Source organism: Pseudomonas sp. HMWF021 (assembly GCF_003061005.1).
In the GTDB taxonomy this organism is placed as follows: domain Bacteria; phylum Pseudomonadota; class Gammaproteobacteria; order Pseudomonadales; family Pseudomonadaceae; genus Aquipseudomonas.
In genome coordinates, this window is the sequence record NZ_QAIK01000041.1 from 29,067 (window position 1) to 55,650 (window position 26,584).

Annotated in this window: 22 protein-coding genes and 1 pseudogene; 18 read left to right on the forward strand and 5 right to left on the reverse strand. The window is 56.9% G+C overall.

Annotated elements, in window-relative coordinates; translation table 11 throughout:
- The 6 genes from DBR18_RS04990 to DBR18_RS05015 all read left to right on the forward strand — a co-directional run.
- Nucleotides 1-805 (forward strand): carbohydrate ABC transporter permease (locus tag DBR18_RS04990; RefSeq protein ID WP_256588546.1); only part of this gene is annotated, 805 nt, incomplete at its 5' end.
- A 116-nt stretch (nucleotides 806-921) separates the two neighbouring features.
- A complete protein-coding gene (locus tag DBR18_RS04995) occupies nucleotides 922-2,025 on the forward strand; it encodes an ABC transporter ATP-binding protein (protein WP_097087395.1) in 1,104 nt (367 codons plus the stop codon).
- 17 nt (nucleotides 2,026-2,042) lie between these two features.
- Nucleotides 2,043-3,518, forward strand: coding sequence for a mannitol dehydrogenase family protein (locus tag DBR18_RS05000; RefSeq protein WP_108589477.1), 1,476 nt, complete (start codon nucleotides 2,043-2,045; stop codon nucleotides 3,516-3,518).
- A gap of 152 nt (nucleotides 3,519-3,670) precedes the next feature.
- Nucleotides 3,671-5,167, forward strand: a complete 1,497-nt coding sequence (gene xylB, locus DBR18_RS05005; RefSeq protein ID WP_108589478.1) for a xylulokinase — start codon at nucleotides 3,671-3,673, stop codon at nucleotides 5,165-5,167.
- A gap of 13 nt (nucleotides 5,168-5,180) precedes the next feature.
- A complete protein-coding gene (locus DBR18_RS05010) occupies nucleotides 5,181-6,119 on the forward strand; it encodes a carbohydrate kinase (protein ID WP_108589479.1) in 939 nt (312 codons plus the stop codon).
- Nucleotides 6,120-6,162: 43 nt separating this feature from the next.
- Nucleotides 6,163-6,783, forward strand: coding sequence for a hypothetical protein (locus tag DBR18_RS05015; protein WP_108589480.1), 621 nt, complete (start codon nucleotides 6,163-6,165; stop codon nucleotides 6,781-6,783).
- 110 nt (nucleotides 6,784-6,893) lie between these two features.
- On the opposite strand, the gene DBR18_RS05025 is transcribed toward DBR18_RS05015, so the two are convergent.
- Entirely contained in the window at nucleotides 6,894-8,195 is a 1,302-nt protein-coding gene (locus tag DBR18_RS05025; RefSeq protein WP_108589481.1) for an OprD family porin, read from the reverse strand.
- A 375-nt stretch (nucleotides 8,196-8,570) separates the two neighbouring features.
- Here DBR18_RS05025 and DBR18_RS05030 point away from each other — a divergent pair, with 375 nt between their 5' ends.
- From DBR18_RS05030 to DBR18_RS05070, 8 genes are all read left to right on the forward strand, one after another.
- The gene (locus DBR18_RS05030) at nucleotides 8,571-10,619 is read left to right on the forward strand and encodes a type VI secretion system tip protein VgrG (protein WP_108589482.1); all 2,049 of its coding nucleotides are present in this window, start codon (nucleotides 8,571-8,573) and stop codon (nucleotides 10,617-10,619) included.
- Nucleotides 10,610-11,467, forward strand: coding sequence for a DUF4123 domain-containing protein (locus DBR18_RS05035; RefSeq protein ID WP_108589483.1), 858 nt, complete (start codon nucleotides 10,610-10,612; stop codon nucleotides 11,465-11,467). Before DBR18_RS05030 ends, DBR18_RS05035 begins: the two co-directional genes overlap by 10 nt.
- Before the next feature lie 29 nt (nucleotides 11,468-11,496).
- On the forward strand, nucleotides 11,497-15,048 hold the full coding sequence (locus DBR18_RS05040; RefSeq protein WP_108589484.1) for a LysM domain-containing protein: 3,552 nt from the start codon (nucleotides 11,497-11,499) through the stop codon (nucleotides 15,046-15,048).
- 17 nt (nucleotides 15,049-15,065) lie between these two features.
- Complete coding sequence (locus tag DBR18_RS05045; RefSeq protein WP_108589485.1) at nucleotides 15,066-16,055, forward strand: tetratricopeptide repeat protein; 990 nt, start codon at nucleotides 15,066-15,068, stop codon at nucleotides 16,053-16,055.
- Nucleotides 16,056-16,195: 140 nt separating this feature from the next.
- Entirely contained in the window at nucleotides 16,196-17,188 is a 993-nt protein-coding gene (locus DBR18_RS05050; RefSeq protein WP_256588547.1) for a tetratricopeptide repeat protein, read from the forward strand.
- 5 nt (nucleotides 17,189-17,193) lie between these two features.
- Nucleotides 17,194-18,159 carry a tetratricopeptide repeat protein gene (locus DBR18_RS05055; RefSeq protein ID WP_108589561.1) on the forward strand — a complete coding sequence of 322 codons (966 nt, stop codon included), beginning with the start codon at nucleotides 17,194-17,196 and terminating at the stop codon, nucleotides 18,157-18,159.
- A 571-nt stretch (nucleotides 18,160-18,730) separates the two neighbouring features.
- Nucleotides 18,731-19,000 carry a DUF2790 domain-containing protein gene (locus DBR18_RS05065; RefSeq protein WP_108589487.1) on the forward strand — a complete coding sequence of 90 codons (270 nt, stop codon included), beginning with the start codon at nucleotides 18,731-18,733 and terminating at the stop codon, nucleotides 18,998-19,000.
- A gap of 90 nt (nucleotides 19,001-19,090) precedes the next feature.
- On the forward strand, nucleotides 19,091-19,489 hold the full coding sequence (locus DBR18_RS05070) for a hypothetical protein (RefSeq protein ID WP_108589488.1): 399 nt from the start codon (nucleotides 19,091-19,093) through the stop codon (nucleotides 19,487-19,489).
- On the opposite strand, the gene DBR18_RS05075 is transcribed toward DBR18_RS05070, so the two are convergent.
- Complete coding sequence (locus DBR18_RS05075; protein WP_108589489.1) at nucleotides 19,486-19,755, reverse strand: DUF1652 domain-containing protein; 270 nt, start codon at nucleotides 19,753-19,755, stop codon at nucleotides 19,486-19,488. The genes DBR18_RS05070 and DBR18_RS05075 overlap by 4 nt on opposite strands.
- A gap of 370 nt (nucleotides 19,756-20,125) precedes the next feature.
- On the opposite strand from DBR18_RS05075, the gene eco reads away from it, so the two are divergent.
- Both eco and DBR18_RS05085 read left to right on the forward strand, forming a co-directional pair.
- On the forward strand, nucleotides 20,126-20,611 hold the full coding sequence (gene eco, locus DBR18_RS05080) for a serine protease inhibitor ecotin (protein ID WP_096796565.1): 486 nt from the start codon (nucleotides 20,126-20,128) through the stop codon (nucleotides 20,609-20,611).
- 21 nt (nucleotides 20,612-20,632) lie between these two features.
- The gene (locus DBR18_RS05085; RefSeq protein WP_003225174.1) at nucleotides 20,633-20,938 is read left to right on the forward strand and encodes an NIPSNAP family protein; all 306 of its coding nucleotides are present in this window, start codon (nucleotides 20,633-20,635) and stop codon (nucleotides 20,936-20,938) included.
- A 30-nt stretch (nucleotides 20,939-20,968) separates the two neighbouring features.
- On the opposite strand, the pseudogene ilvA reads toward DBR18_RS05085, so the two are convergent.
- Nucleotides 20,969-21,964: pseudogene (gene ilvA / locus DBR18_RS05090) on the reverse strand (threonine ammonia-lyase, biosynthetic); the annotation flags it as partial.
- A 350-nt stretch (nucleotides 21,965-22,314) separates the two neighbouring features.
- On the opposite strand from ilvA, the gene DBR18_RS05095 reads away from it, so the two are divergent.
- Nucleotides 22,315-22,650, forward strand: coding sequence for a DUF2834 domain-containing protein (locus DBR18_RS05095; RefSeq protein WP_108589491.1), 336 nt, complete (start codon nucleotides 22,315-22,317; stop codon nucleotides 22,648-22,650).
- 120 nt (nucleotides 22,651-22,770) lie between these two features.
- On the opposite strand, the gene DBR18_RS05100 is transcribed toward DBR18_RS05095, so the two are convergent.
- Together DBR18_RS05100 and DBR18_RS05105 are read right to left on the reverse strand one after the other, a co-directional pair.
- Entirely contained in the window at nucleotides 22,771-23,694 is a 924-nt protein-coding gene (locus tag DBR18_RS05100; protein WP_108589492.1) for a magnesium transporter CorA family protein, read from the reverse strand.
- Nucleotides 23,695-23,701: 7 nt separating this feature from the next.
- Nucleotides 23,702-25,276, reverse strand: coding sequence for a RimK family protein (locus tag DBR18_RS05105; RefSeq protein ID WP_108589493.1), 1,575 nt, complete (start codon nucleotides 25,274-25,276; stop codon nucleotides 23,702-23,704).
- Nucleotides 25,277-25,368: 92 nt separating this feature from the next.
- Here DBR18_RS05105 and rimI point away from each other — a divergent pair, with 92 nt between their 5' ends.
- On the forward strand, nucleotides 25,369-26,487 hold the full coding sequence (gene rimI / locus DBR18_RS05110; protein ID WP_108589494.1) for a ribosomal protein S18-alanine N-acetyltransferase: 1,119 nt from the start codon (nucleotides 25,369-25,371) through the stop codon (nucleotides 26,485-26,487).
- Nucleotides 26,488-26,584: the final 97 nt, after the last annotated feature.

The window sequence follows — 26,584 nt, forward strand, 5'->3', positions numbered from 1 at the left end:
GCAAAGCCTGCTGCTCGGCACCCTGGCCTGGGCCATCGCGATCGTGATTTTCTTCCCGATCTTCTGGATGGTGATGACCAGCTTCAAGACCGAAATCGACGCCTTCGCCACGCCGCCGCAGTTCATCTTCACGCCAACGCTGGAGAACTACCTGCACATCAACGAGCGCAGCGACTACTTCAGTTTTGCCTGGAACTCGGTGGTGATTTCCTTCAGCGCCACCGCTCTGTGCCTGCTGATCGCGGTGCCCGCCGCCTACTCGATGGCGTTCTATGAAACCCAGCGCACCAAGGGCACGCTGCTGTGGATGCTCTCGACCAAGATGCTGCCGCCGGTGGGCGTGCTGATGCCGATCTACCTGCTGGCCAAGAGTTTCGGCCTGCTCGATACACGCATCGCACTGATCGTGATCTATACGCTGATCAACCTGCCGATCGTGGTCTGGATGATTTACACCTACTTCAAGGACATCCCCAAAGACATCCTCGAAGCCGCCCGCCTCGACGGCGCCACCCTGTGGCAGGAAATGGTCCGCGTGCTGCTGCCGATCGCCAAGGGTGGCCTGGCGTCGACCGTGCTGCTGTCGCTGATCCTGTGCTGGAACGAGGCGTTCTGGTCGCTGAACCTGACCTCGTCGAAAGCCGCGCCCTTGACCGCATTGATCGCCTCGTACTCAAGCCCCGAAGGCTTGTTCTGGGCCAAGTTGTCGGCGGTTTCGACCCTGGCTTGCGCGCCGATCCTGATATTCGGCTGGATCAGCCAGAAGCAACTGGTGCGCGGCCTCTCGTTCGGCGCCGTGAAATGAAGATTGAAAAGCAAAAGATCGCAGCCTTCGGCAGCTCCTACAGGGGCACTGTGTAGGAGCTGCCGCAGGCTGCGATCTTTTGATCTTAAAAAACAACAAAGCGGAGGCCCATCATCATGGCCAACCTGAAAATCAAGAATCTGCAAAAAGGCTTCGAAGGCTTCTCCATCATCAAGGGCATCGACCTTGAGGTGAACGACAAGGAGTTCGTGGTCTTCGTCGGCCCGTCCGGCTGCGGCAAATCCACCCTGCTGCGGCTGATCGCCGGTCTGGAAGAAGTCAGCGGCGGCACCATCGAGCTCGATGGCCGCGACATTACCGAAGTCAGCCCGGCCAAGCGCGATCTGGCAATGGTGTTCCAGACCTACGCGCTGTACCCGCACATGACCGTAAAAAAGAACATGTCGTTCGCCCTCGATCTGGCCGGTGTACCGAAAGCCGAAGTCGAGAAAAAGGTCGGCGAAGCGGCGCGGATTCTCGAACTCGGGCCGATGCTCGAGCGCAAGCCGAAACAGCTGTCCGGCGGGCAGCGTCAGCGGGTCGCTATCGGCCGCGCCATTGTGCGCAATCCGAAAATCTTCCTGTTCGACGAACCACTGTCCAACCTCGACGCCGCGCTGCGGGTGCAGATGCGTCTGGAACTGCTGCGCCTGCACAAGGATCTGCAAGCGACGATGATCTACGTGACCCACGACCAGGTCGAAGCGATGACCATGGCCGACAAAGTCGTGGTGCTCAATGGTGGAAAGATCGAACAGGTCGGCTCGCCGCTGGACCTGTATCACAACCCGGCCAACCTGTTCGTCGCCGGTTTTCTCGGCACGCCAAAAATGGGTTTCCTCAAGGGCAAGATCGCCCGCGTCGACGGCCAGAGCTGCGAAGTCTCGCTGGACGCCGGCACGCGCATCACCCTGCCGTTCAACGCCGCCAACCTGAGCGTTGGCAGCGCCGTGACCCTGGGCATTCGCCCGGAACACCTGGAGCTGGCACAACCGGGCGACTGCACCCTGCAAGTCACCGCCGACGTCAGCGAACGCCTGGGCAGCGACACCTTCTGCCACGTCACCACCAACGCCGGCGAAGCCCTGACCATGCGCGTTCGCGGTGACCTGGCGAGCCGCTACGGCGAACAGCTGAACCTGCACCTGGACGCCAGCCATTGCCACCTGTTCGACGCCGACGGCGTGGCGCTGACCCGCCCGCTGCGTGCGGCGGCCTGAATTTCGAGACCTGCCCGATGAAACTCAATAAACACAACCTGCATCGCCTCGCCCCCGAAGTGCAACTGCCGAAGTACGGCCTCAGCGATACCCGTCAGGGCATCGCGCACATTGGCGTCGGCGGCTTCCACCGCGCGCATCAGGCTTACTACACCGATGCGCTGATGAACACCGGTCAGGCGCTTGACTGGGCGATCTGCGGCGTCGGCCTGCGCGCGGAAGACCGCCGCGCCCGTGACGACCTGAAGGAGCAGGACTACCTGTTCACCCTGTTCGAACTCGGCGACAGCGACGACACCGAAGTACGGGTGATCGGTGCGATCCGCGACATGCTCCTGGCTGAGGATGGTGCACAGGCGCTGATCGATAAACTCGCCGATCCGCAGATCCGCATCGTCTCGCTGACCATCACCGAGGGCGGTTACTGCATCGACGACAGCAACGGCGAATTCATGGCGCATCTGCCGCAGATTCAGCACGATCTGGCCCATCCGCTGGTGCCAAAAACCGTGTTCGGCTTCCTCTGTGCAGCGCTGGAAAAGCGCCGTGACACGGGCACACCGGCGTTCACGATCATGTCCTGTGATAACTTGCCGCACAACGGCGCGGTGACTCGCAAGGCGTTGCTGGCCTTCGCCACCCTGCGTGACCCGGGGCTGCGTGACTGGATCGCGCAGAACGTCAGTTTTCCCAACGCCATGGTCGACCGCATCACGCCGATGACCAGCACCGCGCATCGCCTGCAACTGGCCGACAAACACGCGGTGGACGATGCCTGGCCGGTGGTCTGCGAGCCGTTTGTGCAGTGGGTACTGGAAGACAAGTTCGTCAACGGGCGCCCGGCCTGGGAACAGGTTGGTGTGCAGTTCACCGATGACGTTTCGCCCTACGAAGAAATGAAGATCAAACTGCTCAACGGCAGCCACCTGGCCCTGACTTATCTGGGTTTTCTGAAAGGCTATCGCTTCGTTCACGAAACCATGAACGACCCGCTGTTCGTGCGTTATATGCGCGCCTACATGGACCTCGACGTCACCCCGCAACTGGCGCCGGTGCCGGGCATCGATCTGACCGATTACAAGAACACGCTGGTGGCGCGGTTCTCCAATCAGGCGATTGCCGATCAGCTGGAACGGGTGTGTTCGGACGGCTCGTCGAAATTTCCCAAGTTCACTGTTCCGACGATCAATCGCCTGATTGCCGATGGTCAGGAAACCAGGCGCGCAGCATTGGTGGTGGCGGCCTGGGCGTTGTATCTGAAGGGCGTGGATGAGAATGGCGACACCTATTCGATTCCTGATCCACGGGCGGAATTCTGTCAGGGACTGGTGGCCGATGATGCGTTGATCACCCAACGGATGTTGGCGGTTGAGGAGATCTTCGGCACGGCGATTCCACGCTCGGCGGCGTTTGTGGCGGCATTTGAATGGTGCTGCAACAGCTTGCGTGAGGTGGGTGTGACGCGCACGTTGGAGCGGGTTCTGGCTGAGTGATGCGGTGAAACCACTGACGCCATCGCTGGCAAGCCAGCTCCCACAGGGTTTTCAATCGTTCATGGATTTTGCTTACACCCGAAAACCTGTGGGAGCTGGCTTGCCAGCGATTGGCTTCACCTTGGCAAACCTGACACCCTGAGGACCTCACTGTGACCACCCGACAACTCTTCCTCGGCATCGACTGCGGCACCCAGGGCACCAAGGCGATCATCCTCGATGCCGCCAGCGGCGAGGCGCTCGGCGAGGGCGCTGCCGCCCACACGATAATCAGCGGCGCCAACGGCCGTCGCGAGCAGGACACCCAGCAGTGGCTCGACGCCTTCGCCCACGCCACCCGTCGCGCGCTGCTCGCGGCCAATGTCGACGGCCAGGCGATCCTCGGCATTGGCGTCTCTGGCCAGCAACACGGTCTGGTGCTGCTCGACGACCAGGGCCAGGTGCTGCGCCCGGCCAAGCTGTGGTGCGACACCGAAACCACTGACGAAAACGGCCGTCTGCTCAAACACTTGGGTGATGAAAAAGGCTCACTGGAACGCCTCGGCGTGGTCATCGCGCCGGGCTACACCGTGTCCAAACTGCTGTGGACCAAAGAACAGCACCCGGAGGTGTTTTCGCGTATTGCGCGCATCCTGCTGCCCCACGACTATCTGAACTTCTGGCTCACTGGCCGCGCCTGCAGCGAGTATGGCGACGCCTCCGGCACCGGCTATTTCAACGTGCGCAGCCGTCAGTGGGACTTGCAACTGTTGCGCGATATCGACGCCACCGGGCGCCTGCAAGCCGCGTTGCCGGAGCTGATCGACGCCCATCAGCCGGTCGGCACCCTGCTGCCGGCGATTGCCGAACAGCTCGGCATCAATCCGAATGCGCTGGTCGCCAGCGGCGGTGGCGACAACATGATGGGCGCCATCGGCACCGGCAACATTAAGCCGGGAGCGATCACCATGAGCCTCGGCTCCTCCGGCACGGTGTACGCCTATGCCGAAGCGCCGAAGGTCAGCGCGGATGCCTCGGTCGCCACATTCTGTTCGTCCAGCGGTGGCTGGCTGCCGCTGATCTGCACCATGAACCTGACCAACGCCACGGGCGCGATCCGCGAACTGTTCGACCTTGATCTCGAACAGTTCAACGAGCTCGTCGCCCAGGCGCCCATCGGTGCCGAGGGCGTGAGCATGCTGCCGTTCCTCAATGGCGAGCGCGTCCCCGCCCTGCCCCATGCCACTGGCAGCCTGCACGGCCTGACCCTGAGCAATCTGACCCAGGCCAACCTGTGTCGCGCCGTGGTCGAAGGTACGACCTTCGGTTTGCGTTATGGACTGGATCTGTTGCGCCACAATGGTTTACAAAGCCGCAGCATTTGCCTGATCGGCGGCGGTTCGAAAAGTGCGGTGTGGCGGCAGATCGTCGCCGATATCATGAACACCCCGGTGATCTGCACCGAACACAGCGAAGCTGCCGCCCTTGGCGCGGCGATTCAGGCGGCGTGGTGCAAGTCATGGTCGAACGGCCACGAAGACACCCTGGCTGACCTGTGCCAACGCTGCGTGAAGCTCGATCTGCACAGTGAAACCCTGCCGGTTGCCGCCAATGTCGCGGCGTTCCAGCAGGCCTATGAACGCTATCAACAGCATGTCGCAACCCTATAAAGAGCAAACAATTATGTATTTGGTGTGTGGCGAAGCCCTGTTCGATTTCTTCAGCGAAGACGATGCCAGCGGTCTGGCCTCGAAGGTCAATTTCAAGGCGATTGCCGGCGGTTCGCCGTTCAACGTCGCCGTCGGTCTGCGCCGTTTGGGGGTGGACTCGGCGTTGTTTGCCGGGCTGTCCACCGACTACCTCGGGCGACGTTTGCAGCAGGTGCTGCAGGATGAAGGTGTGCGCCCGGACTTTCTGGTGGACTTCGCGGCGCCGACGACTCTGGCGATGGTCGCGGTGGGCGCCAACGGTTCGCCGCATTACAGCTTTCGCGGTGAAGACTGCGCGGATCGCCAGTTGAGCGTTGCGCATCTGCCGCAGCTCGGTGCTGACGTACGTGGTCTGCACATCGGTTCGTTCTCGCTGGTGGTGCAACCGATTGCCGATACCCTGCTGACCCTGGTGCAGCGCGAAAGCGGCAAGCGCCTGATCACTCTCGACCCCAATGTACGCCTCAACCCGGAGCCGAATATCGACCTGTGGCGCGAGCGCGTGGCGACGCTGGTGCGACTGGCCGACATGATCAAGGTCAGCGACGAGGATCTGAGCCTGCTGTATCCCGAACAGGACCCACAACGCGTGATCGAAGGCTGGCAGCAGCATCGTTGCCAGTTGGTGTTTCTGACCCGTGGCGGCGAAGGCGCCACCGTGTTCAGTCGCGCCCATGGATCATGGTCAGTACCAGCGTGTTCGGTGAAGATTGCCGATACCGTTGGCGCCGGCGATACCTTCCAGGCCGCACTGATCACCTGGCTGACCGAGCAAGAACTGGATTCTGTCGAAGGGGTTCAACAACTCAGCCGCGAACAGATCGACGCCATGCTCAGGTTTGCCGTACAGGCGGCCGCCCTGACGTGCAGCAAGACCGGTCCGGATTTGCCCTATCGTCACCAGTTGAGCTGAGCGCGTAGACTGTCGCCCTTTTTGCGCGCATGGGGATGACAGCTTGATTTCGGGGCGGACGACAGGACTTTTGATACTGGCGGGATTAATCAGCGGGTGCGGCACCTCGCCGCCGCGTTCGCCGGAAGACATCTGCGAAATTTTCCGTGAGAAAAGCGACTGGTACGACGCCGCGCAAGTCACCCAGAAACGCTGGGGCGTACCGATCCAGGTGCCCTTCGCGATCATGTATCAGGAGTCCGGTTACCGCTACGACGCCAAGACCCCGCGAAAATACCTGCTGTGGGTGATTCCGTGGGGCCGGGTGTCGACAGCCGCCGGCTATGCCCAGGCCAAAGATGAAGTCTGGGCCGACTATCAGAAAAGTACCGGGCGCAACTGGGCCGACCGCGAAGACTTCGACGACGCCATCGACTTCGTGGGCTGGTACATGGACAAGACCACCTCGATCAACGGCGTGTACAAGTACGACGCCTACAACCAGTACCTCAACTACCACGAAGGCTGGGGCGGTTTTCGCAACAAGACCTACGCCAGCAAGGCCTGGCTGATGCCCACTGCCCGCAAGCTGCAGGCGCGCTCCGACGTGTATGCGCGGCAGTATGCCGAGTGCAAGGAAGACCTGAATCGCGGCTTCTGGAGCCGGTTCTGGCATTGGTTGTAGGCTACCGAAAATCCCTGTAGGAGCTGCCGAAGGCTGCGATCTTTTGATCTTGTTTTTTACGATCAAGATCAAAAGATCGCAGCCTTCGGCAGCTCCTACAGGGCTGAGGTTTACAGGACGGAGAAGTTGTAACTCACAATCAACCGGGTCTCATCCACATCCCGCGCAAACTTTTCATAGTTGGTGCGGTAAGTCGCATTGCGCAGGCGCAGGCTGACATCCTTGAACGTGCCCGTCTGGATCACGTACTTCAATTCGCTGTCGCGCTCCCACTCTTTACCTTCCTGATCACTGCCCGGGACCTTGATGTGATCACCGTTGACATAGCGGGTCAGGAAGCTCAGTCCATTGATGCCGATGGCCTTGAAGTCGTAGTCGTAACGCAACTGCCAGGAACGCTCCTGCGCCGCGGCGAAGTCGTTGACCTGCACATAGTTGACCAGATACGGATTGCTGCCATCGAGGTAAGGCATCGAGTTATCGCCGTTCATGCGCTGCCAGCCGGCGCTGAACGTGTGGCCGCTGATGCCGTACGAGAGCATGCCGCTCAAGGCGCGGTTGTCGATGGAGCCGGCCTTGGCATCACCGCTGTCGGCGCTTTTCAGCAAACGCAGATCGGCCTTCAGCACACCGTCACCCAGCGGTTGGTTGCCGAGCAAGCCAATGAAGTGCTGACGGTAGATGTCTTCCAGCTCGGCGTAGTGATACTGCGCGGTCAGGCGGTCGTTGATCTTGTAGTCGAAGCCGTACATGTCGAAATGGTCGGCGGTGGTGTTGCAGGCGTAGCGCTTGTTCTTGCAGTGCACGCGGATGTCTTGTGAGTCGGTGGAATCGCGCGCGGTGTACTTGTCCAGACGCGCGGCCATGAAGGTCAGATCCTTCACTTCCCTGGAGGTCAGCATGGCGCCGTTGAACATGGTCGGCAGCAGACGACCGTCGTTGTATTTGAGCAGCGGCAGGTCAGGCAGCAGTGCGCCGTATTTCAACACCGTGTCAGAGACCTTGACCTTGGCGGTCAGGCCCATTTTCGCGTACTGGCCCTTCGAACCGCGCGGGTTCTCGCCGCTGGACGGCAGCAAGCCGCTGTTGCTGCGATCAGGGCTGGAGTCGAGCTGAAAGCCGAGCATGCCCAGCGCATCGATGCCGAAGCCGACCGTTCCCTCGGTGTAACCCGATTGCAGATTGAGAATAAAGCCCTGGGCCGACTCTTCACGCTTGGAAGCGCCCTGATCGCTGGAGGTGTGTCCATCACGGAAATCGCGGTTGAAGTACACCGTGCGCGATTCGATTTTCGCCGTGGTGTCTTCGAAAAATCCGCTGGCCTGAGCCTGCGCGGCAAAACCGGCGCACAGCACAACGGCTCCGAAGCCAAACGACTGGCGCGGGGTGATGAGGGGGAATGGGGGACGCATGAAAAACTCCAACAGTACAGCGTTTGCGCCGGGGGCGCAGTCAGCCAGAAAAATAGCTCCCGTCCCGGGCCAAAAACAGCCGGGAAGAAGTGGACACGCAGGGGTGAAGGCCAATGATGGCAGATGGCTTTGACGGGCTGAAGGCGACTTTAGTCTGAAACTGACCGGCAATTGCTCAGCGCACGACTGGCCCGATCCGCGCCTTCAGCGCTCATCCGTGGTTGCAAAGTCCCCGGTTTCATTACACCAAACCACCTGCCTAAGGGTTTTCCCTATGTGCCGCGGGTCCCATTCCTACGGCATTTGCGCCTTGAACGAGGCGGTCTAATCCTCCATCATCCGTCCCCTGCTTATTCAATGGACGGAATTCAAGGCATGCTGGACGCCAACGCTACCCACATTACCCTTACGCTCGAAGGCGCCTCCGCCGACCTGCAAGTGCTCAGCTTCACCGGTCGCGAAGCCCTCAATCAGCCCTTCCGTTTCGACCTCGAACTGGTCAGCGCCCGCCCCGACCTCAAGCTCGAAGAACTCCTGCACAAGCCCGGCGTGCTGACCTTCGGCGCCACCGGCGAAGGCCAGATCCACGGCCTGGTGTACCGCATCGAGCAAGGCGATTCCGGCAAGACCCTGACCCGTTACAGCATCAGCCTGGTGCCGCAACTGGCCTACCTGCGGCACAACCATGACCAGCAGATTTTCCAGAACCTCACGGTGCCGAAGATCATCGCCCAGGTGCTGGAAGATCGCGGCATTCTGGCCGACGCCTACAGCTTCCAGCTCAACGCCGAGTACCCGCCGCGCGATTACTGCGTGCAGTACGACGAGTCCGACCTGCATTTCATCCAGCGCCTGTGCGAGGAGGAAGGCATTCACTTCCACTTCCAGCACAGCAGCAGCGGGCACAAACTGGTGTTCGGCGACGACCAGACAGTGTTCCGCAAACTCAAGGCCGTGAGCTACCAGCAGGACTCCGGCATGAGCGCCGACAAACCGGTGATCAAGCGTTTCAACCTGCGCCTGGAAACCCGCACCACCCGCGTCAGCCGCCGCGACTACGATTTCGAAAAACCGCAGATCCTGCCCGAAGGCGCAGTCAAATCCGAGTTCGCCCCGGATCTTGAGGACTACGATTACCCCGGCCGCTTCACCACCCGCGAGCGCGGCAAATTCCTCTCGACCCGCGCCCTTGAACGTCATCGCAGCGACTACAAACTCGCCGAAGGCAAAGGTGACGAACCGACCCTGACCAGCGGCCACTTCCTGACCCTGGCCGAACATCCGCGCGCTGAATGGAACGACTTGTGGCTGCTGCTGGAAGTCTTCCACGAAGGTAAACAACCGCAAGTGCTCGGTGAAAACGTCACCAGCGACGTCACCGACAACAAAAGCGATTTCCATCAGGGCTACCGCAACAGCTTCCTCGCCACCCCGTGGGACGCGCACTACCGCCCGGCCCTCGAACACCCGAAACCGAAAGTCCTCGGCAGCCAGACGGCGGTCGTCACCGGCCCGGCCGGCGAAGAAATCCACTGCGACCAATACGGCCGCATCAAGGTCCAGTTCCACTGGGACCGCGACGGCCAGGCCGACGACAAGACCACCTGCTGGCTGCGCGTCGCCAGCGGCTGGGCCGGCGCGGCCTACGGTGGCATTGCCATCCCGCGCATCGGCATGGAAGTCCTCGTCACCTTCCTCGAAGGCGACCCCGACCAGCCACTCGTCACCGGCTGCCTGTACCACAAGGAAAACGTCGTCCCCTACGACCTGCCGGCGAACAAGACCCGCAGCACCTTCAAAACCCTCAGCTCCCCGGGCGGCAAGGGCTACAACGAGTTTCGGATTGAAGACAAAAAGGGTGTCGAGCAGATCTACATCCATGCCCAGCGCGATTGGGACGAGAACATCGAGCACGACCAGAAGATCCGCGTTGGCAATGAGCGGCATGACACGGTGGAGGCCAACACCTACAGCGAATTCAAAGTCGAAGAGCACCGCATCACCCATTTGAATCGCGTCAGTGAAATGCGCGCGGATGATCACCTGACCGTCGCAGTCACCCAGCACCTCAAAGTGGGCACGGCGCAATTCGTCGAAGCCGGCAGCGAAATCCATTACTACGCCGGCCAGAAAGTCGTCGTCGAAGGCGCAATGGAACTGACCGCCAAAGCCGGCGGCAGCTTCGTCAAGGTCGACGCCGGTGGCGTGACCATCAGCGGCGCCGAGGTGAAGGTCAATACCGGCGGTGCACCGGGCGTAGGTACGCCGGCCGCGCCGTTGCTGCCGGGGCCGATGAAGGTGGCGGATGCGGATAAGGCGGGCAAAGCACCGCTCCCCGCTCGTCTCAATGAATCAGGCATCACACCGTTGTGCGGCAAACAGAGTAACGGCGCTTGCAGCCGTAAGGATTGCACATGCATGTAAAAGCGCTGAGCGCTCTGCTGGCAGAGCCTCGCTACAACTTCTCGGATCTGCCCGCTGCCAGCGAATCGCTGTGCTTCATCATCGATCAGGGCCTCCAGCCGCAAGCCTTGAGTCGGCTCTATCGAATCGGTGAGCCCGTTGTTTCCCAAGGGCTGTTCTTCGGTACTGACTTCGCCGAAATTCCTGAGGGGCCATTGTGGTTGATCGCCCCCAGAGGCAGCAAACTGGCTGCAGAAGCGACGAAACTTTGTGAGGAACAGTTTTCGGGAATTGCGATCTCAACACCTGACCCGGAAAAAGCCCTGGCTCACGCGCGTTGGCTCCTCAGAGCCAACGACGGTTCTGGGGGGCAAAGTTTGTTGAGCTTCCACAAGCCGAGCCTATGGGCAGCATTGGCCTACACCGCCGATAAGACCTTTGATCAGTTACTGGGTTGCTGGAGCGCCGTTTACTCCCCGGCGCCAAAGAACTTCGGCGAGCAGCGTGGTCCATGGCTAGCCTGGATAGCCAACAAAGAATCGACATGGCCAGGTGATAAAGCACCATTCAACCTTCCGGAGGCAGCCGCGCAAGTTCAAGCTCGCCTCGGCTGGGTGTATTGGGTAGACGAGGAATACACCGCTTTTGAAGAGCCAAGTGATGATCGTCTGAACGATATCGCCGATAACCTCGACCTGCTGCTCAAGAGCAACATCTATGAAGGTGATCACCTGCTCAAGCTTGGACATGCCGCGAACGGCCCACTGTTTGAAACACAGCCGGAGATCATGGCGATCCTGCAATCAAAGGACGAGTCGTTTATCAAAGTAGATCGGCTCCTGGAATCAGCCGCCGTCGCCCAACGTTAACGGCGACGCGACAACAGAACGGAATCACCATGGAAATCACGAATCACGCCGTCATGCCCGGCGAAACCCTGAGCCAGATTGCCTCGCGCTACAACAGCACCGTGGCGCAACTTCGCCAACTCAACCCCTTCATCACCGATCCGAACAACGTCAAAGTCGGATGGAACCTGAGCGTCCCTAAAAGCGCGCAAGCCGCCACAACTACACCCGCTGCTTCGACGCCCGCTGCGCCTAAAGCGCCTGCCGAGACGGCTCCGAATGCTGCAACGCAGTGCTCTGCGGAAGACTTGGTTGAGCTGGATCCGGTCAAGGAAACTCCAGATGGCTCCTCGAAGACCTTCAAGCCTCACGCCCCACCCTGCTCCAAGACTTTTGCGAGCGCCATTTATGCGACAGAGGAACAAGAGTTCTGGCTACTCCCTGAACGGGCAAAGTCCGCCATCAAAGAGTCGATGTTCGCGCTGGATAAAATGATTGCCCCCAGCAAACCACGTGATGCACGCCTGAACGGGCTGCAAGAATCGGGTTTGCTGGAATACTTCCTTGAGCCCAAGTTGAGCAACTTCCTCACGGGTGCGAAGCGTACACGTATGGAAGAATTTGAGGCGATGGGGGATGAGATCGAAATCGATCCCGCCACCGCCAAAAAGAGGCAAAACGAAGCCAACGGAAAAAAACCGGTAACGGCTCCTGCGCAGTCCCCGTTAGAGGACACCGCGCAATCGCGTCTGGACCGTCTAACGGCAGATCTGGCTACTCAGCAAGACGTCCACAACGCCTATGCCGATTTTTACAAGCGGAGGGCTGAGTGGCATGCGCTGAAAAAAGAAGCGGTAGCGGCTGCGAAGCTGGAAGGCTACACCTACGAAAGCGGCTCTCTCTACTCCAAAGAAGCGATCGAAGCGCGCGCACGCGTGCAAGCTTATCTGGAGGCTCGCAAAAAACTCCTCGGCAACAAAGACTTCAAGCAGGTTCCGCTGGAAGACGTTGCCAAAGCCTTGGCGGAAAAGAAGAAAAGTTACGAAAACATCTGCAGCGGCATGAATGACTGCACCGCCGATCTCGTCGGCTATGTTTATACGCTCATCAAAAACGCCGATGCGCTTGATTACCATGCCTACACTGAATCCATTATAAAAGCTTCTGAGTACGGCATCGCACTTCCAGAATTCGCTTTGATCAGTGACGGCCTGCCATCCGGTATCGAGAAGTTCAAACTATACCTGGATACCGAGAAAAAGCAGGCGGAAGTTACAGCTCAGCTTCAGGAGAAATACAAGCGCTGGATCGAGGCAACAGGCCAGAATGCCCAAGCGCCAGCAGGCCTGGTTGATGCGGAACGTACCGAATGGGATCGCCTGCAAAAAATAAAAGACGACCTTCAGGCCACAGCCCAAAGTAATGTCAGCACTAGCAAACCAGGGCGTTTTCTGGTTTGGGAACCGGAAGAGTTCCAGCCAAAACCGGTGGACCGCATGGTGAAACCGGGCTTTCCGCTGCGTGAAGTCAGTCTTTCTGACGCCAAAGGCACGCCCTTGAGCTGGTTCAGCATGGCGAACCTGAAAGACGCAAAAAAGATCTTGAAAGAAGATTCAAAAAAAGCGGCCGGCTCAGTAAAAAAGGTCACTCAAAGTTTGCCCGCGGACGCAACTGAAGGCTCCGATAAAAACAGTGAAATCAATTCGTTCCGCCAATGGCTTCTAGATCAGGGCGCCATAAAGTTCAGCGATCAAGTCGGCGACTGTTTTGATGGAAAAGGCTGGTTCAAAGCCAAAGACTTTTATGCTTACCTGAAAAAACAAGGCTATAAGGTCACTGAGCTGGAGGACGACGCGGCGCTGACCAACTGGGGCAAGCACCTTCAGCAACTGGTGTTCAAGAAAAGTGTGCGCGGCAAAGTAAGACTCTTCGATGCCAGTCCCCAGGCGCAATTCGTCCGCTGCCTGACGCCGCCACAGCCAAGCATTCACGGTGAAGCGAAGCTCGAAGGCCCGAAAATGTCTGCCGCCGAGGGCTTCCAGATATCTGGCGAGATGGGCTTGAGCCTGGACCTGGCCCGTGGCGAAGTTCAGTTGTTGAAAGTCGACATGCCTGCCAAAGCCAGTGCTCAAGACATCACGCTTGATTACTTCCTGGACGGCAGCCCGCAAAAAATGAATTTCGGCCGCTTCTCCTTCCACTTTGGTGTGAAGGCATGGGGCTACGCCGGAGCATCGTTGCTGCTAGCCGGCAGCGTGGAGTTGAGCCCCATCCTCGGTAACGTCAAATACGGCGCCTCCCTCAGCCCGGTCAAACGCGCACAGCGTGAAGACTCATCAGCCAAAGAAGAACGTGCAGATCACGATGCGGCCAAGAAAGCCAAGGCCGACAGCGGCGACAACAGCCCTACTCCCGACCTTGAACACAAGTCCAAATCCGGCACCGTGGCCAGTACCAAAAGCACAGACCAAGTGCTGACCGGGCGTGCCGCCAATGTCCAGATCGAAAACGGAGCGAAAGCGACTTTCAATGTTTTCGGAGGCTTGCAAGCCGCCATCGAACTCACCGGCGCACTGAACTGGGCACCACCTAAAGAGCTGGTCGCACTGCGCACCGCTCCAACAATGGGTATCGGCAGCGATAAAGACGCGAAAAAAGCCAATCCATGGCTAACCCTTGCCAAGCTGAGTGGATCAGTGGGGGTTGCGCTGGGCGCAGGATTCCAGGGAACGGCGCAGATTTCTGTGGATAAGGGCCGCTTTATTCTCAATCTGAAGGCTGCGGTAGTGCTGGGCCCAGGTGCTAACGGCAGCTTTAAGTTTGAGATTGGTTATGAGGCGGTGGTTGATATCATCAACTTGTACCGTAAGGAACTTCACAAGACTAAAGGTCGTAAGGTCGAGTGGATGGATCCTGAAGCGAGTGAATATGCGTCAGCGCTTAATGCATTGGGTGCTGCCGGGTTGAACGTGGCGATGGCGTACATGATGCGTTGGGATGTTGTGATGAGTCTTTATCAAGCGCTAACCCGAAGCGGCAAAGGCGGCCCAATTGCGGACGCAATCATGAATTACACGGACAAAAAAACTCTTGAGGAGTGGTGCATTAACGCTATTCCGGATGCTTTGGGGCCACTATTTAGAACATTAATCAGTCCTCCAGAAGCATTCACAGTCACCGCCGCATCAGAAAATGGGCGAATAACTGATGAAAAGCGCATATATAGCCAAGCCGAGGCACATGTCCTTCAGCAAAAAGCAATCGAAAAAATTCTGGACTGGATTGTTAGTAACGCCAAAAAAACAAACTCTATCGACAAAGCACAAAGTCAGTTTGAGTTCGCATGCATGTCCATGAACGAATTTGGCATAAAGGATACTGATTCCGAAATGGCTTATTGCAAAAACCGGATGTTACTGGATACCTTTATGTCCGAAAGCGTCCGCGCGCTCTTCGATGACACTGGTGTTGCCGCCCGAAACTACTACAAATCCCACGTCCAATTACTTGGCGCCAATATGGCTGGCTTCTGCCAAAAAAATTATGTCCCGCAACCAAGCTATTCACCAAGTGGCGCGACTCCATTTTTGAAAAACTATTAACGAATGGCATTTAACAGATGAAACCAAACCAACGCCCCCTCGTCGTGATTCTAAGTTTGCTTTTAATAACCACGAGCACCTTAACATTCGCAGCCCCATCTTCAAATTCCGAACAAAAAGAACCATTGGGCATAGTCCTATACAACCAATTAAAAATAGATCACGCTATTCTGGAACTAGAGCGCGAGGCAGCCGACGGTAATAGCGAATCACAATATTACTTAGGAGAAGCACTTCGCAAAAAAAATCGTTTCATGACTCCAGAAGCTCAACACTGGTATGAATCTGCCGCAGAAAAAAACAACGTATACGCGATAATTCAATTAGCTCGCGCAAAGAACGATCTCTGCACAAAAATTGGAAATTGCCCTCCAAGTAAAAAAACTCAGGCCGAGTGGTTTGAACTAGCTAATGAGCTAGTTTTGCCAAAAGCACAAAAAGGTGACCCTGAATCCCTGTATCTGATGTATGAGATCACTCTTAATCGTGAATGGCTAGAGAAATCCGCAAATGCGGGATATCCGACTGCACAATATTGGATGGCTGTAAGCGAACGCCAAGGTGAAGGTTTTTTCTTGATTCCTGGAAAACGCGAGGCCTCTATCAAAAAATGGCTACTACTTTCTTCTGAGGGCGGACACCCAAAAGCAATGATGGATTATCTACAAATTTTATTCGAAGAAGGAGATGTCGTAGGCATGCGCCACTGGCTTGAAACTGCAGCAGCGACTGGCGATCAAGCCGCCATAAGCAATTACGGCGCCTACATAGCGCATACACCAGACAAAATAGGCTACCCACTAGACTTGGTCAAAGGTTATGCGCTATTCACGCTTCTTAAGGAGCTTGAGGACAGTGGCGGAATCGGGAGATATGTTGAGAGAAAAAGTGAGGAAATACGCGAAAAAATGACATCAGAACAAACTGAAAAGTCACTAGAAGTGGCAAAAGACTGGAAAGCCACTCATCCACCACTTTCTTTTTTTCCAGACAAGCTTGGCAATTAACTCAGATTATTTATAGACTTGTCGAAATATTTATGGATTGTAGGCTGCCCGCATTTTCTGCCAACTTACAATCCTTTTTTATTACCTCCTTTTAGCAACCCATACAGTTCCGACCCGGGAATCTGAAGGAGCAAAATAAAATGTCACGCAGAACACTCATGACAACCAGAATAATTTTCAATTTATTATTACTGCTGCCACTTGGCTGTCACGCAAACACCCAGATAACGCCGAACCAAGACTCCGCAAAACAACAAGGCATAAATCTATACAATCAATACAAAGCTACCTCAGCAATCCCTTTTTTAACAACAGCTGCTGAAGCGGGCGACCACGAAGCTCAATATTATTTAGGTGAGGCTCTTCGTAAGAAAAATCATTACATGAATAAGGAAGCGAAGAAATGGTATGAAGCGTCAGCAGGTCAGAACGATCTTTATGCCATGATCCAATTGGGCCGTATTGAGCATGATATGTGTGAAATATCCAGCGACTGCCCTCCCTCTCAAAAGCAACCAATAGAATGGTTAAATCAGGCAAAAAATATAGCTCAAGAAAAAGCCGAGGCTGGAGACGCGGAGGCAATGTGCATAATGTATGAAATCACGCTAGATGATACGTGGCTGGAAAAGTCCGCATCTGCGGGAAATGCATTTGCGCAATACTGGATGGCGGTCTCCATCAAGCAAGGTGATGGTTTTTTTCTGCCCTGGAAGCGAAGCGAAGCAGTTGAAAAGTGGTTTAAGCTTTCGGCTGAAGGTGGCTACCCTAAGGCGATGATGAATTATGCTGCTCTTTTGTATGAACGAGGCGATGTAGAAGGATATCGTAGTTGGGTTGAAAAGACAGCACTTACAGGGTACGCAACTACTGTTTTCGGATATGGTGCAGATTTAGCACATGAGCCTGATACATTCGGATACCCCCTCGACCTAATCAAAGGCTATGCACTTATATACTGGCTGTCCGAGCTAGACGGGGGTGGTGGCATGAAGGAAAACGTTGAATACACACTACCTCGAATCGCCGCAAAAATGACCGCTAAACAAATTGAAGCAGCCAAAAAGTTTTCTAAAGAGTGGGCTGCGTCGCACCCTCCCCTTTCTTTCTTTCCTGACAAACTTAGCCGCTGAGCATGATGAAACTTTCCATCGCAGGATTTCTGCTAATCACTTTTGCCCCTGCTACATTGGCACTCACTGACTCCGAACTTGCAATTAAGTCCAGCGGTATAATTCTTTACAATCAGTTTAAAACTATCTCTGCAACTCCTCTACTGAGAATAGCAGCAGAGGCTGGAGACCATGAGGCACAGTATTATCTAGCTGAGTCATTACGGCAAAAAAATAGCTACATGAATCCTGAAGCTAAAAAGTGGTATGAAATGGCAGCTGGCCAAGGGGATCTTTATGCAATGATCCAGCTTGGGCGAGTAAAAAATGATCTATGTAAATTATCAGACGACTGCCCTGCCACAGAAAAAAAACCATCAGACTGGTTGAATCAAGCATCTAGCATCGCTCAGCCTAAGGCAGAAGATGGAAATGCAGAAGCCATGTACATAATGTATGAATTAACGCTCGATACGACTTGGCTAGAAAAAGCAGCCGCAAAAAATCACCAAATCTCACAGTACTTATTAGCTAAGAGCTACAATCAGGGAGACGGTTTTTTCCTTCCATGGAAACGCTCGGAAGCGGTTGAAAAATTATTCAAAGCTTCAGCTGAAAGTGGGTACCCGCCCTCCATGATGGAATACGGAGCCCTTCTTTATGAAAAAGGTGACATTGAAGGCTTCCGTCATTGGAATGAGCAAGCAGCTTTAGCAAGCTACGCCACAACAGTTTATGGTTACGGTTCTGATCTTGCTCATGAGCCAGACACGTATGGATTCCCATTCGATGTCGTTAAAGGTTATGCCCTCGTTTACACCTTGAAGGAGCTAGACGGCGGTGGAGGCTTAAAAGAAAGAGTGGAGAGTAAGCTACCGAAAATTGAAGCAAAGATGACAGCTGAGCAAATTGCAGAAGGTAAAAATTTTGCAAAAGAATGGAAGGCGACTCATGCACCGCTTTCGTTCTACCCGGACAAACTAAGTCGTTAAAAACCAAGCTTAGCGTTATCTTTTTGGAGTAGATGGCGGAGGTTCGTCCAACGCGATCCTACTCCCGTTATCATTCAAGGCATCAAACCGGCGCCTTCCAATCCAGCATCTGCGGCTGCGCCACCTGCAGTAAATCATTGCCGTCCTGCGCCAGCAGGTACGGCGCATGGGTAATCTGTCGAGTGTCCTGAACATCCAATGCCGGAAGTATATGCAGTGCAGGGTTGCGAGCAGCTCGCTGCAGGTGCGCTGCGCTGTACAGCAGGCTCGAGGATGTCTTGGGGATTGGCTTTGGGGTCCATGACCATTGGCTCGCTGTCGGTGACGCCGCTGTTAAGCAGGTGATAGCGGCGTGGAAGCAGACAGGGCATCACCCTCGAAGGAAGCGGCACCGCATCCCCAAGAAATCATCCCTCTGCCAGACAGCCGGCGTTCAGCCAGGTTAACCATCGCTTAACGCCGTAGTCCAAGACTGTACTGAACCGCACACCCCAGCCCCTGGCTGGCGCCCAGTGCGGCAGGTCCGGCCGTTTGGGCCGAACGCTTATTCCGTCGCACGGGAGTCCGATTCATGAACATTCGCACGCTACTGCTCACCTCCGCCCTCGCCTGCACCGCATTCGCCGGGGTGGCTCAGGCCAATGACACCACCGCCACAACCAAGCCTGTCCCCTATCAGTACGGCATGCCGTTGCATGTGAACAAAGTGATCTCCATGACCGAGCAGTCCACGCGCCAGTGCAAGGTCGTGAGCGCTGACATGAAGTACATCGACAATGCCGGCAAGCCCGAGGAAATCACCTACCGGAAAATGTCTGACGCCTGCAGCGAGCAGAACTGACAGAAGGCTCTGATTTGCGGGGTTGCGGTAGGCGGTGAAGGGTTCGCGGGTTATGCTCGGGGTCACTTCTCACTGCCGCAAGGACTCGCCATGCAGTTGTCGTTTGGTACGTTGTCGATCATCACTTCTTCGTTGTGTTTTGTGCTGGCGCTGGTCTGGGGCTTTTTCCCGGAGGTGTTGCTGGCGATCTGGAGCATTGAGTATTCGAGCGCTGCCGGGTTTGTTGCGCGGCGCAGTGCGGTGCTGTTTGCGGCGTTGGGGGTGATGTTTTATCTGGTGCGCAGCGCGCCGCCGTCGCTGGGGCGCAATGCCCTGAGTAACGGGTTTATCGTCGGTTGTTTTGGTTTGGCGGTACTGGGTTTTGGCGAATGGCTCAACGGCCACGCCGGCCCCGGGATTCTACTCGCGGTGCTGGTCGAGTTCGCGCTGGGCCTAGGCTTTGTGCAGGCCCGGCGCGTGACGGTCGAACTGGGTGAAACGGTGAGTTAAACGGCTCTGGATCGCGGACTGTAATGGTGTGGCGTGGATTGCTGCGCCAGGTCCGAGCGCAGGCCGGCAATCAACTCATTGATCTCACGGCAGCCATTGAGATGGCTGGCATCGATTCCGCTGACGTGCAGATCAACCTGGTCAGTCTGGTGGTCGCCGAAGACCTTGACGGTCATCGACAGGTCTGGCGACAGCGTGCACTGGCAGCGTTTAGGCAGAAAACTGCTTTCAATGATATTGCGTAGTTCCAAGGCAGACAGAAACATGGTGAACCTCTCCTTATTGATGAAACTGCCAATCAACTCTTCACGTTGACCGCTTTTCCTGCCCCTGCACGGGTGTGTCCCCGCTGATTCCCTGGTGCGGCAAACGGTTGTACTGCGAAATGCCCATTGGAGTGTAGGCGCCCGAAGCCGGTGCGCTGCACCAAAGCGACGCATAAAACGTGCCTTTCATCGGGTCATTTTGACCCTCATGAAATCAAGCACTTGGCGCGGTGGCCAGCAGTTGGCCAGTTGCAAAATGCAAGATCGACCCTCCTGGGCACTGCAATTTGCAAGTCGCCGCCGGTTTGCATTCATCGCTGATGACAGTGAGAATGCCCGACATCCACCCTACACCCGCCAGGAGGCTTTCATGGGTTCTTTACGCGCTCGCGCGACAATCGGTCTGCTCGTTGCTGGCCTGTCTACCCTCGCCCACGCGGCCAAACTCGAAGACGTCGCGCCGTATCCCAAGGCGGAAAACGGCTTCACCCGCCAAGTCATCTACCTGCCCAAACAGGATCAGGAGGAGAACTTCCAGGTTGAAGTCCTCGCCGGCAAAACCCTGGAAGTCGACTGTAATCGCCAGCGCCTGGGCGGCGCTCTGGACGAGAAAAACCTCGAAGGCTGGGGCTATCCGTTCTACCGCCTGGAAAAAGTCATTGGCCCGATGAGCACGCTGATGGCCTGCCCACCCGGCACCGCGAAGAAACGCGCCTTTGTCCCGGTCGTCGGTGACGGCTTCATGCTGCGCTACAACAGCAAGCTGCCACTGGTGATCTACGCCCCGAAAGATGTCGAGGTGCGCTATCGCATCTGGTCGGCTTCGGACAAGGTCGGCACTGCCATTGCGGAATGACCTGAACAGGGAGCGCCAAACGTGATTACCTGCCATGTGCGATACGTGATCGATCCGTACCAACTGACCGAGTTCGAGGCCTACGCCAAGGCCTGGCTGGGCATCGTCGAGCGCTTGGGCGGCACTCATCACGGCTATTTCCTGCCCTCCGAGGGCGCGAGCAATATCGCTTATTGCCTGTTCAGCTTTCCCTCGCTGGCCGATTACGAAAGCTACCGGCACATCGCGCTGACCGACCCGGAAAGCACGGCGCTAGTGGAATCACTGGTGCAGAAGAAATTCATCGTCAGCTACGAGCGCAGTTTCCTGCGCCCACTGCTGCCCTGAGCGTTATCACGCCGGGACGCCGCACACCGCGGCGCGCTCGGCGACGTGGCGCAGGCTGTCGAAGTTGATGTTGGCGCCGGAGTCGATCGCGACGAAAGTCTGCTCGCGAACACCGCTGCGCGCCACGTATTGCTTGATGCCCGCCACCGCCAACGCACCGGAAGGTTCAGTGATCGAGCGGGTATCGTCGTAGATGTTCTTGATCGCCGCGCAGAGCTCGTCATTGCTGACGATGACCACCTCGTCCACGCAAAACCTGCACACTTCAAATCCATAAGCACCGATCTGCGCCACCGCCACGCCATCGGCGAACGTTCCGACACTGGGCAGCGTGACGCGCTCGTTCTCTTGCAGTGCCGCCTTCAGGCAAGCCGAATGCTCCGATTCGACGCCGATGATGCGCATCTCTGGCCGCAGGTATTTGACGTACGCCGCGATGCCGGCGATCAGGCCGCCACCGCCCACCGGAACGAAGATCGCATCCAGCGAGCCCTGATGCTGACGGAGGATTTCCATGGCCACCGTGCCTTGGCCAGCGATCACGTCCGGGTCGTCGAAAGGCGAGACAAAAGTGCGCCCGGTCTGCTCGGCCAGTTGCAGCGCATGGGCCAGGGCAAACGGAAAACTCTCGCCGTGCAGCAGCGCCTCGGCACCCCGACTTCGTACCCCAAGCACCTTGAGTTCGGGCGTGGTCGAGGGCATGACGATGGTCGCCGCGATACCCAGTTCCCGCGCCGCCAGCGCTACGCCCTGCGCATGGTTGCCCGCCGAGGCGGTGATTACGCCGCGTGCTTGTTGCTCATCGCTCAACTGCACCAGTTTGTTGTAGGCGCCACGGATCTTGAAGGAGAACGTTGGTTGCAAGTCTTCGCGCTTGAGCAGGATCCGGTTGCCCAGCGCCTCGGACAGCGCTGGCGCCGCTTGCAACGGCGTGCGCACGGCAATGTCGTAGACCGGCGCGGCGAGGATCTTTTTCACGTACTGCTCAAGCAGGGCTTGCTGGTCGGGGCTGTATTTCATCGTCATCTCCGGGCGCTGTGTGTAGGAGCTGCCGGAGGCTGAGATCTCTTGATCTTGCTTTTGATTTGAGCAAAACAAAGTCAAAAGATCGCAGCCTTCGGCAGCTCCTACGGGGAGCCATCGTTGTTAAAACCCTGGAGACAGAAAATGAAAACCCGCCTCTAGGGCGGGTTGGGTGCTGCAGTCGTGAGCTAGCCCGCCAAATGAGGAATGGCGGTAATAATGCTTGGCTGGCAACGCAATACGGTGGAAGTCATGGGCTTGAAATTAGCCCGCAGGCGCCCGGCGAGTCAATGGCTTATTTGCGAATGCCAAGTTAGGCTGGCGATTCTGCTCATCACCCAAGGAAGGAATGCATGATGTCTGTCGCCCTGCCCCTCACTGCGTTGATTGCGTTTACTGGCTACACCGTGTCGGTGATGCTCCAGGCCGAACAGTCGTTGCTCGACTTCGGTATCAGCCTGATGTCGCGTCCGGACACGGCGCAGGTGGTAATTGATCTGTATCTGCTGGCGACGCTGGCCGGGGTGTGGATGGTCAAGGATGCGCGCTCGCGAGGGATGTCAGTTTGGTCGGTGGTGCCATATCTGTTGCTGACGGCAGTATTTGTGTCGATCGGGCCGCTGTTGTATCTGGTGGTGCAGGGTGTTCGGAAGCGTCATAAGGTCGAGGCGGGGGACCCGGTGAGCTGATCCGGGTTTTTCGGTGTTGTTGAATACGCTATCGCGAGCAGGCTCACTCCTACAGAGGGAACGCGTTCCAATTTGTAGGAGTGAGCCTGCTCGCGATGGCGTCGGCCAAGTCACCACTGATTATTTGGCCAGCCGCCGCAGCCCAAACAACATCCCCCCTGCACCCAGCAACATCACCAGCAGAAACGCCGGGTAGGAAATCCACCACGGCGTGCCCGCCGTCATCATGCTGAACTCCGACATCCCGCCAATGCTCGCAATCAGGTTCAACGGCAGAAACACCACGTTGATCAACGTCAGTTTGCGCAGCAGGTTGTTCATGCTGTTGTTCATCAGATTGCCGCGCGCATCGATCAGCCCCGAGAACACCGTGGAGTAGATTTCCGCCTGTTTGTAGCACTGGTTGTTTTCAATGATCAGGTCGTCGATCAACCCGATCGCCTCGCTGCCAAAATGCTGCTTCTCCGCGTGATTGCGCAGCCGCGTCAGCACCGCGCCGTTGCTGTGCAGAGCATTGATGTAATAGATCAGGCTTTCGCTGAGGTTGAACATCTGCACCAGATGCTGGTTCTGCATCGAGGCGTTGAATTTCTGTTGCAGCTCGCGGGCCACCAGTTTGATCACCTTGAGGTGACCGAGGTAATGGTGGATGTTGTTGAACAGCAGATCGAGCAACACATCCAGCGGTGCGTTGAGCGGCTGCCGCGTGCCGATGCCGTGCAGCGGCGTGTCATCGGTGGCGATCACCAGCAATTGGCCGGGCGCAAACAACAGGCCGCAAGACGACACTTCAAACGCCAGGCTGCCACCGCCGGAATAGTTTTCCGGGCGCTTCCAGATCAGAAACAAATGATCAGGGTGAAACTCGATTCGCGAGACTTCGTCCGGGTCCAGCGCCGAAGCCAACGCGTGTTCATCGACTTTGTAGTGGCTGTGGAGCAAATCGCGCTCGGCAGCATCGGGATTGCTGAACAGCATCACCTCGGCGTCCAGCCGGTCAACCCGCTGCAACGCGCCATGACTCAATGCGAAACTGCTGATCATCGGCGCTTCACCAGGCCTGGCCGCGACGTTTGAGCTCCAGCCGTCGCACGAACTCCTCCAGTACCAGTGAATACAGATCGTCCTGCAAGTAGGCGTCTTCAATACCGGCGTCGAGGTTCGGGTTATCGTTGACCTCGATCACCACCACTTTGTCGCCAGCCTGTTTCAAGTCCACGCCGTAAAGGCCGTCGCCGATCAGGTTCGCGGTCTTCACCGCCAACTCCACCACCGCTCGCGGCGCCTCGTGAACGGCCAGGGTACGGCACTCGCCGTTGATGTCCTGGCCCTTGGCTTTGTGGTTGTAGATTTGCCAGTGGCCCTTGGACATGAAGTATTGGCAGGCGAAGATCGGTTTGCGGTTGAGCACGCCGATGCGCCAGTCGTACTCGGTGTAGAAAAACTCCTGTGCCAGCAGCAACACCGAGTGTTCGAACAGTTCAGCAGTGGCCTCCAGCAGCGCCTGCTGACTTTCGACTTTGATCACTCCGCGAGAAAAACAACCGTCAGGGATTTTCAAAACCAGCGGAAAACCGAGTCGTTCGCCGACCCGTTCGAAGTCTTCCGGTCGTTCCTTGTAGAGAATTTCCGTGGCGGGCATACCCAGTTGATGGCTGTTGAGCAGGTCGGTCAGGTAGACTTTGTTGGTGCAGCGCAGGATCGACGTCGGGTCGTCCATCACCACCAGGCCTTCGCTTTCAGCCTTCTTGGCGAAGCGATAGGTGTGGTTGTCGACGCTGGTGGTCTCGCGAATCAACAGGCCATCGTACTCGGCAAGCCGCGCATAGTCCTTGCGCTCGATCAGCTCGACATCGATGCCCATGCGTTTGCCGACGCGCACGAAATTCTCCAGGGCCTTGGCGTTGGATGGCGGCAGGGCCTCCTGCGGATCGTGCAGGATCGCCAGGTCATAACGGGCCACTTGCGGCGAGCGTGGCACTCGCCAGACTTTACGGCTGAAACCGTCCAGCGCATTGGCAAACTGATCTTCCTGATCATCGCGTAACTTGTGCAAAGCGCCAGACTTTATGCCTTCGATGTGCCAACCGTTAGCTCGACGAAACTCAACTAACAGAATCGGACACGGGAACACTTCAAACAACTGTCGAGCCAGATCTTGCAGCGGCTCGATATGGGTTTTGCCGAAGTAGAGTGTCAGAGTAAAACCTTCGGTATCGCTGTACAGATGATGACTGAGGGCTTTTTCCAGGGTTTTATCGAGGTCATCCAATGCCAGGCCGTAAAGTGATTTTTTGGTCAGCTCACTGATGGTGCGCACCGAGGGAATCACTTTGTGGCCGCGGGCTTCAGCCAGTAGCGAGCAGTAATAACCGTGCCCCAGGTACTTGTAGCTGCGGCACAGATTGATCACCTGCACCCGCTTGCCCGGCTCGCTGTCACGGGTTTGCTCAAGGTATTCCTGAGCCGTGACGATGTCCTCGCTGGGAAAGTACGAGGCCCAGTCTTCCTTGCGTTCGACGATAATCAACACTTGACTGGAAGTTCTGATGGCTGGATTTAAAAAAGTTGCCGCCGGCAAACTTTGCTCGGATACTTCGCGCCAATGACCCTGTACCGCTGACATAGAGATTGATCCGTTGGAGAACAAGACCATTTCTATTAAGCACGAAGTTTTTCGAAAGTCCCGTTTCGTTACGCAACTTTTACGGTGGTCATATGAATGCTGTTTTTCGTTTGGCGGTAGTTGAAGATCTGCCAGCGCTGCTGGCCCTGGAAATGCAATGTTTCACCACCGACCGGCTCACCAGCCGCAGCTTTCAATGGATGATCACCCGCGCCCACGCGCAATTGCTGGTGGCCGAGCTTGACGGTCGATTGCTCGGCTACGCGCTGGTGCTGTTTCATCGCGGTACATCGCTGGCGCGCCTGTATTCGATCGCCATTGCCGGCGAAGCCCGCGGCAGCGGTTTGGGCAAACAATTGCTGCAACGTATCGAGGCCTGCGCCGTCGAGCATGACTGCGCGTACCTGCGCCTGGAAGTGCGTATCGACAACCCTACCGCCATCGCGCTTTACGAGCGCAACGGCTACCGACGCTTTGCGTTGATTCATGATTACTACGAAGACCACGCCGATGCGTTGCGCCTGGAAAAGCGCATTGTTCAGCACCGCGATTCGCGCAACATCAAGGTACCCTATTACCCGCAAACCACTGAGTTCACCTGTGGCCCGGCCTGTCTGCTGATGGCCATGGGCGCGCTGCAACCTGCACGTTTACTGGAGCGGCGTGAGGAATTGCAGATCTGGCGTGAAGCGACCACGGTGTTCATGACCTCCGGCCATGGTGGCTGCAGCCCTCAAGGCTTGGCACTGGCGGCCTGGCGTCGGGGCTTTCGCGTGCGTTTGCAACTGAGCATGGCCGGGCCATTGTTTCTCGATGGCGTGCGCGATGAACATAAAAAAGACGTCATGCGTCTGGTGCACGAGGAGTTCAGCGCGCAAATACAGGAGACCGATATCGAGCAGATGACCGGCACCTATCTTGATCTACCGCGCCTGCTGCAGTCTGGCGGTCAGCCTCTGGTGCTGATCAGCAGCTATCGCCTGACCCGTTCCAAATCACCGCATTGGGTCATGGTGACCGACTGCGATGAAGACTTTGTGTATCTGCACGATCCGGATGTCGATCACAGCCAGCATCGTCAGCCGATGGACTGCCAGCATGTGCCGGTCAGCCATGGCGAGTTTGAGAAGATGAGTCGGTTTGGGCGTGGGAAATTGCGCGCGGCGGTGGTTTTGTATGCCCGCACTACGCCAACTGTCGTTACGTTCTAGAGACTTTTTTTGTGGCGAGGGAGCTTGCTCCCGCATGAGTGCGTAGCGCTCACAAGATTTTGGGGCTGCTGCGCAACCCAGCGGGAGCAAGCTCCCT

Coding starts and splice junctions, on each gene's coding strand:
- DBR18_RS04995 (WP_097087395.1), top strand. CDS start 922: ATGGCCAACCTGAAAATCAAGAATCTGCAAAAAGGCTTCGAAGGCTTC.
- DBR18_RS05000 (WP_108589477.1), top strand. CDS start 2,043: ATGAAACTCAATAAACACAACCTGCATCGCCTCGCCCCCGAAGTGCAA.
- DBR18_RS05010 (WP_108589479.1), top strand. CDS start 5,181: ATGTATTTGGTGTGTGGCGAAGCCCTGTTCGATTTCTTCAGCGAAGAC.
- DBR18_RS05025 (WP_108589481.1), bottom strand. CDS start 8,195: ATGCGTCCCCCATTCCCCCTCATCACCCCGCGCCAGTCGTTTGGCTTC.
- DBR18_RS05030 (WP_108589482.1), top strand. CDS start 8,571: ATGCTGGACGCCAACGCTACCCACATTACCCTTACGCTCGAAGGCGCC.
- DBR18_RS05035 (WP_108589483.1), top strand. CDS start 10,610: ATGCATGTAAAAGCGCTGAGCGCTCTGCTGGCAGAGCCTCGCTACAAC.
- DBR18_RS05040 (WP_108589484.1), top strand. CDS start 11,497: ATGGAAATCACGAATCACGCCGTCATGCCCGGCGAAACCCTGAGCCAG.
- DBR18_RS05045 (WP_108589485.1), top strand. CDS start 15,066: ATGAAACCAAACCAACGCCCCCTCGTCGTGATTCTAAGTTTGCTTTTA.
- DBR18_RS05050 (WP_256588547.1), top strand. CDS start 16,196: ATGTCACGCAGAACACTCATGACAACCAGAATAATTTTCAATTTATTA.
- DBR18_RS05055 (WP_108589561.1), top strand. CDS start 17,194: ATGAAACTTTCCATCGCAGGATTTCTGCTAATCACTTTTGCCCCTGCT.
- DBR18_RS05065 (WP_108589487.1), top strand. CDS start 18,731: ATGAACATTCGCACGCTACTGCTCACCTCCGCCCTCGCCTGCACCGCA.
- DBR18_RS05070 (WP_108589488.1), top strand. CDS start 19,091: ATGCAGTTGTCGTTTGGTACGTTGTCGATCATCACTTCTTCGTTGTGT.
- DBR18_RS05075 (WP_108589489.1), bottom strand. CDS start 19,755: ATGTTTCTGTCTGCCTTGGAACTACGCAATATCATTGAAAGCAGTTTT.
- eco (WP_096796565.1), top strand. CDS start 20,126: ATGGGTTCTTTACGCGCTCGCGCGACAATCGGTCTGCTCGTTGCTGGC.
- DBR18_RS05095 (WP_108589491.1), top strand. CDS start 22,315: ATGATGTCTGTCGCCCTGCCCCTCACTGCGTTGATTGCGTTTACTGGC.
- DBR18_RS05100 (WP_108589492.1), bottom strand. CDS start 23,694: ATGATCAGCAGTTTCGCATTGAGTCATGGCGCGTTGCAGCGGGTTGAC.
- DBR18_RS05105 (WP_108589493.1), bottom strand. CDS start 25,276: ATGTCAGCGGTACAGGGTCATTGGCGCGAAGTATCCGAGCAAAGTTTG.
- rimI (WP_108589494.1), top strand. CDS start 25,369: ATGAATGCTGTTTTTCGTTTGGCGGTAGTTGAAGATCTGCCAGCGCTG.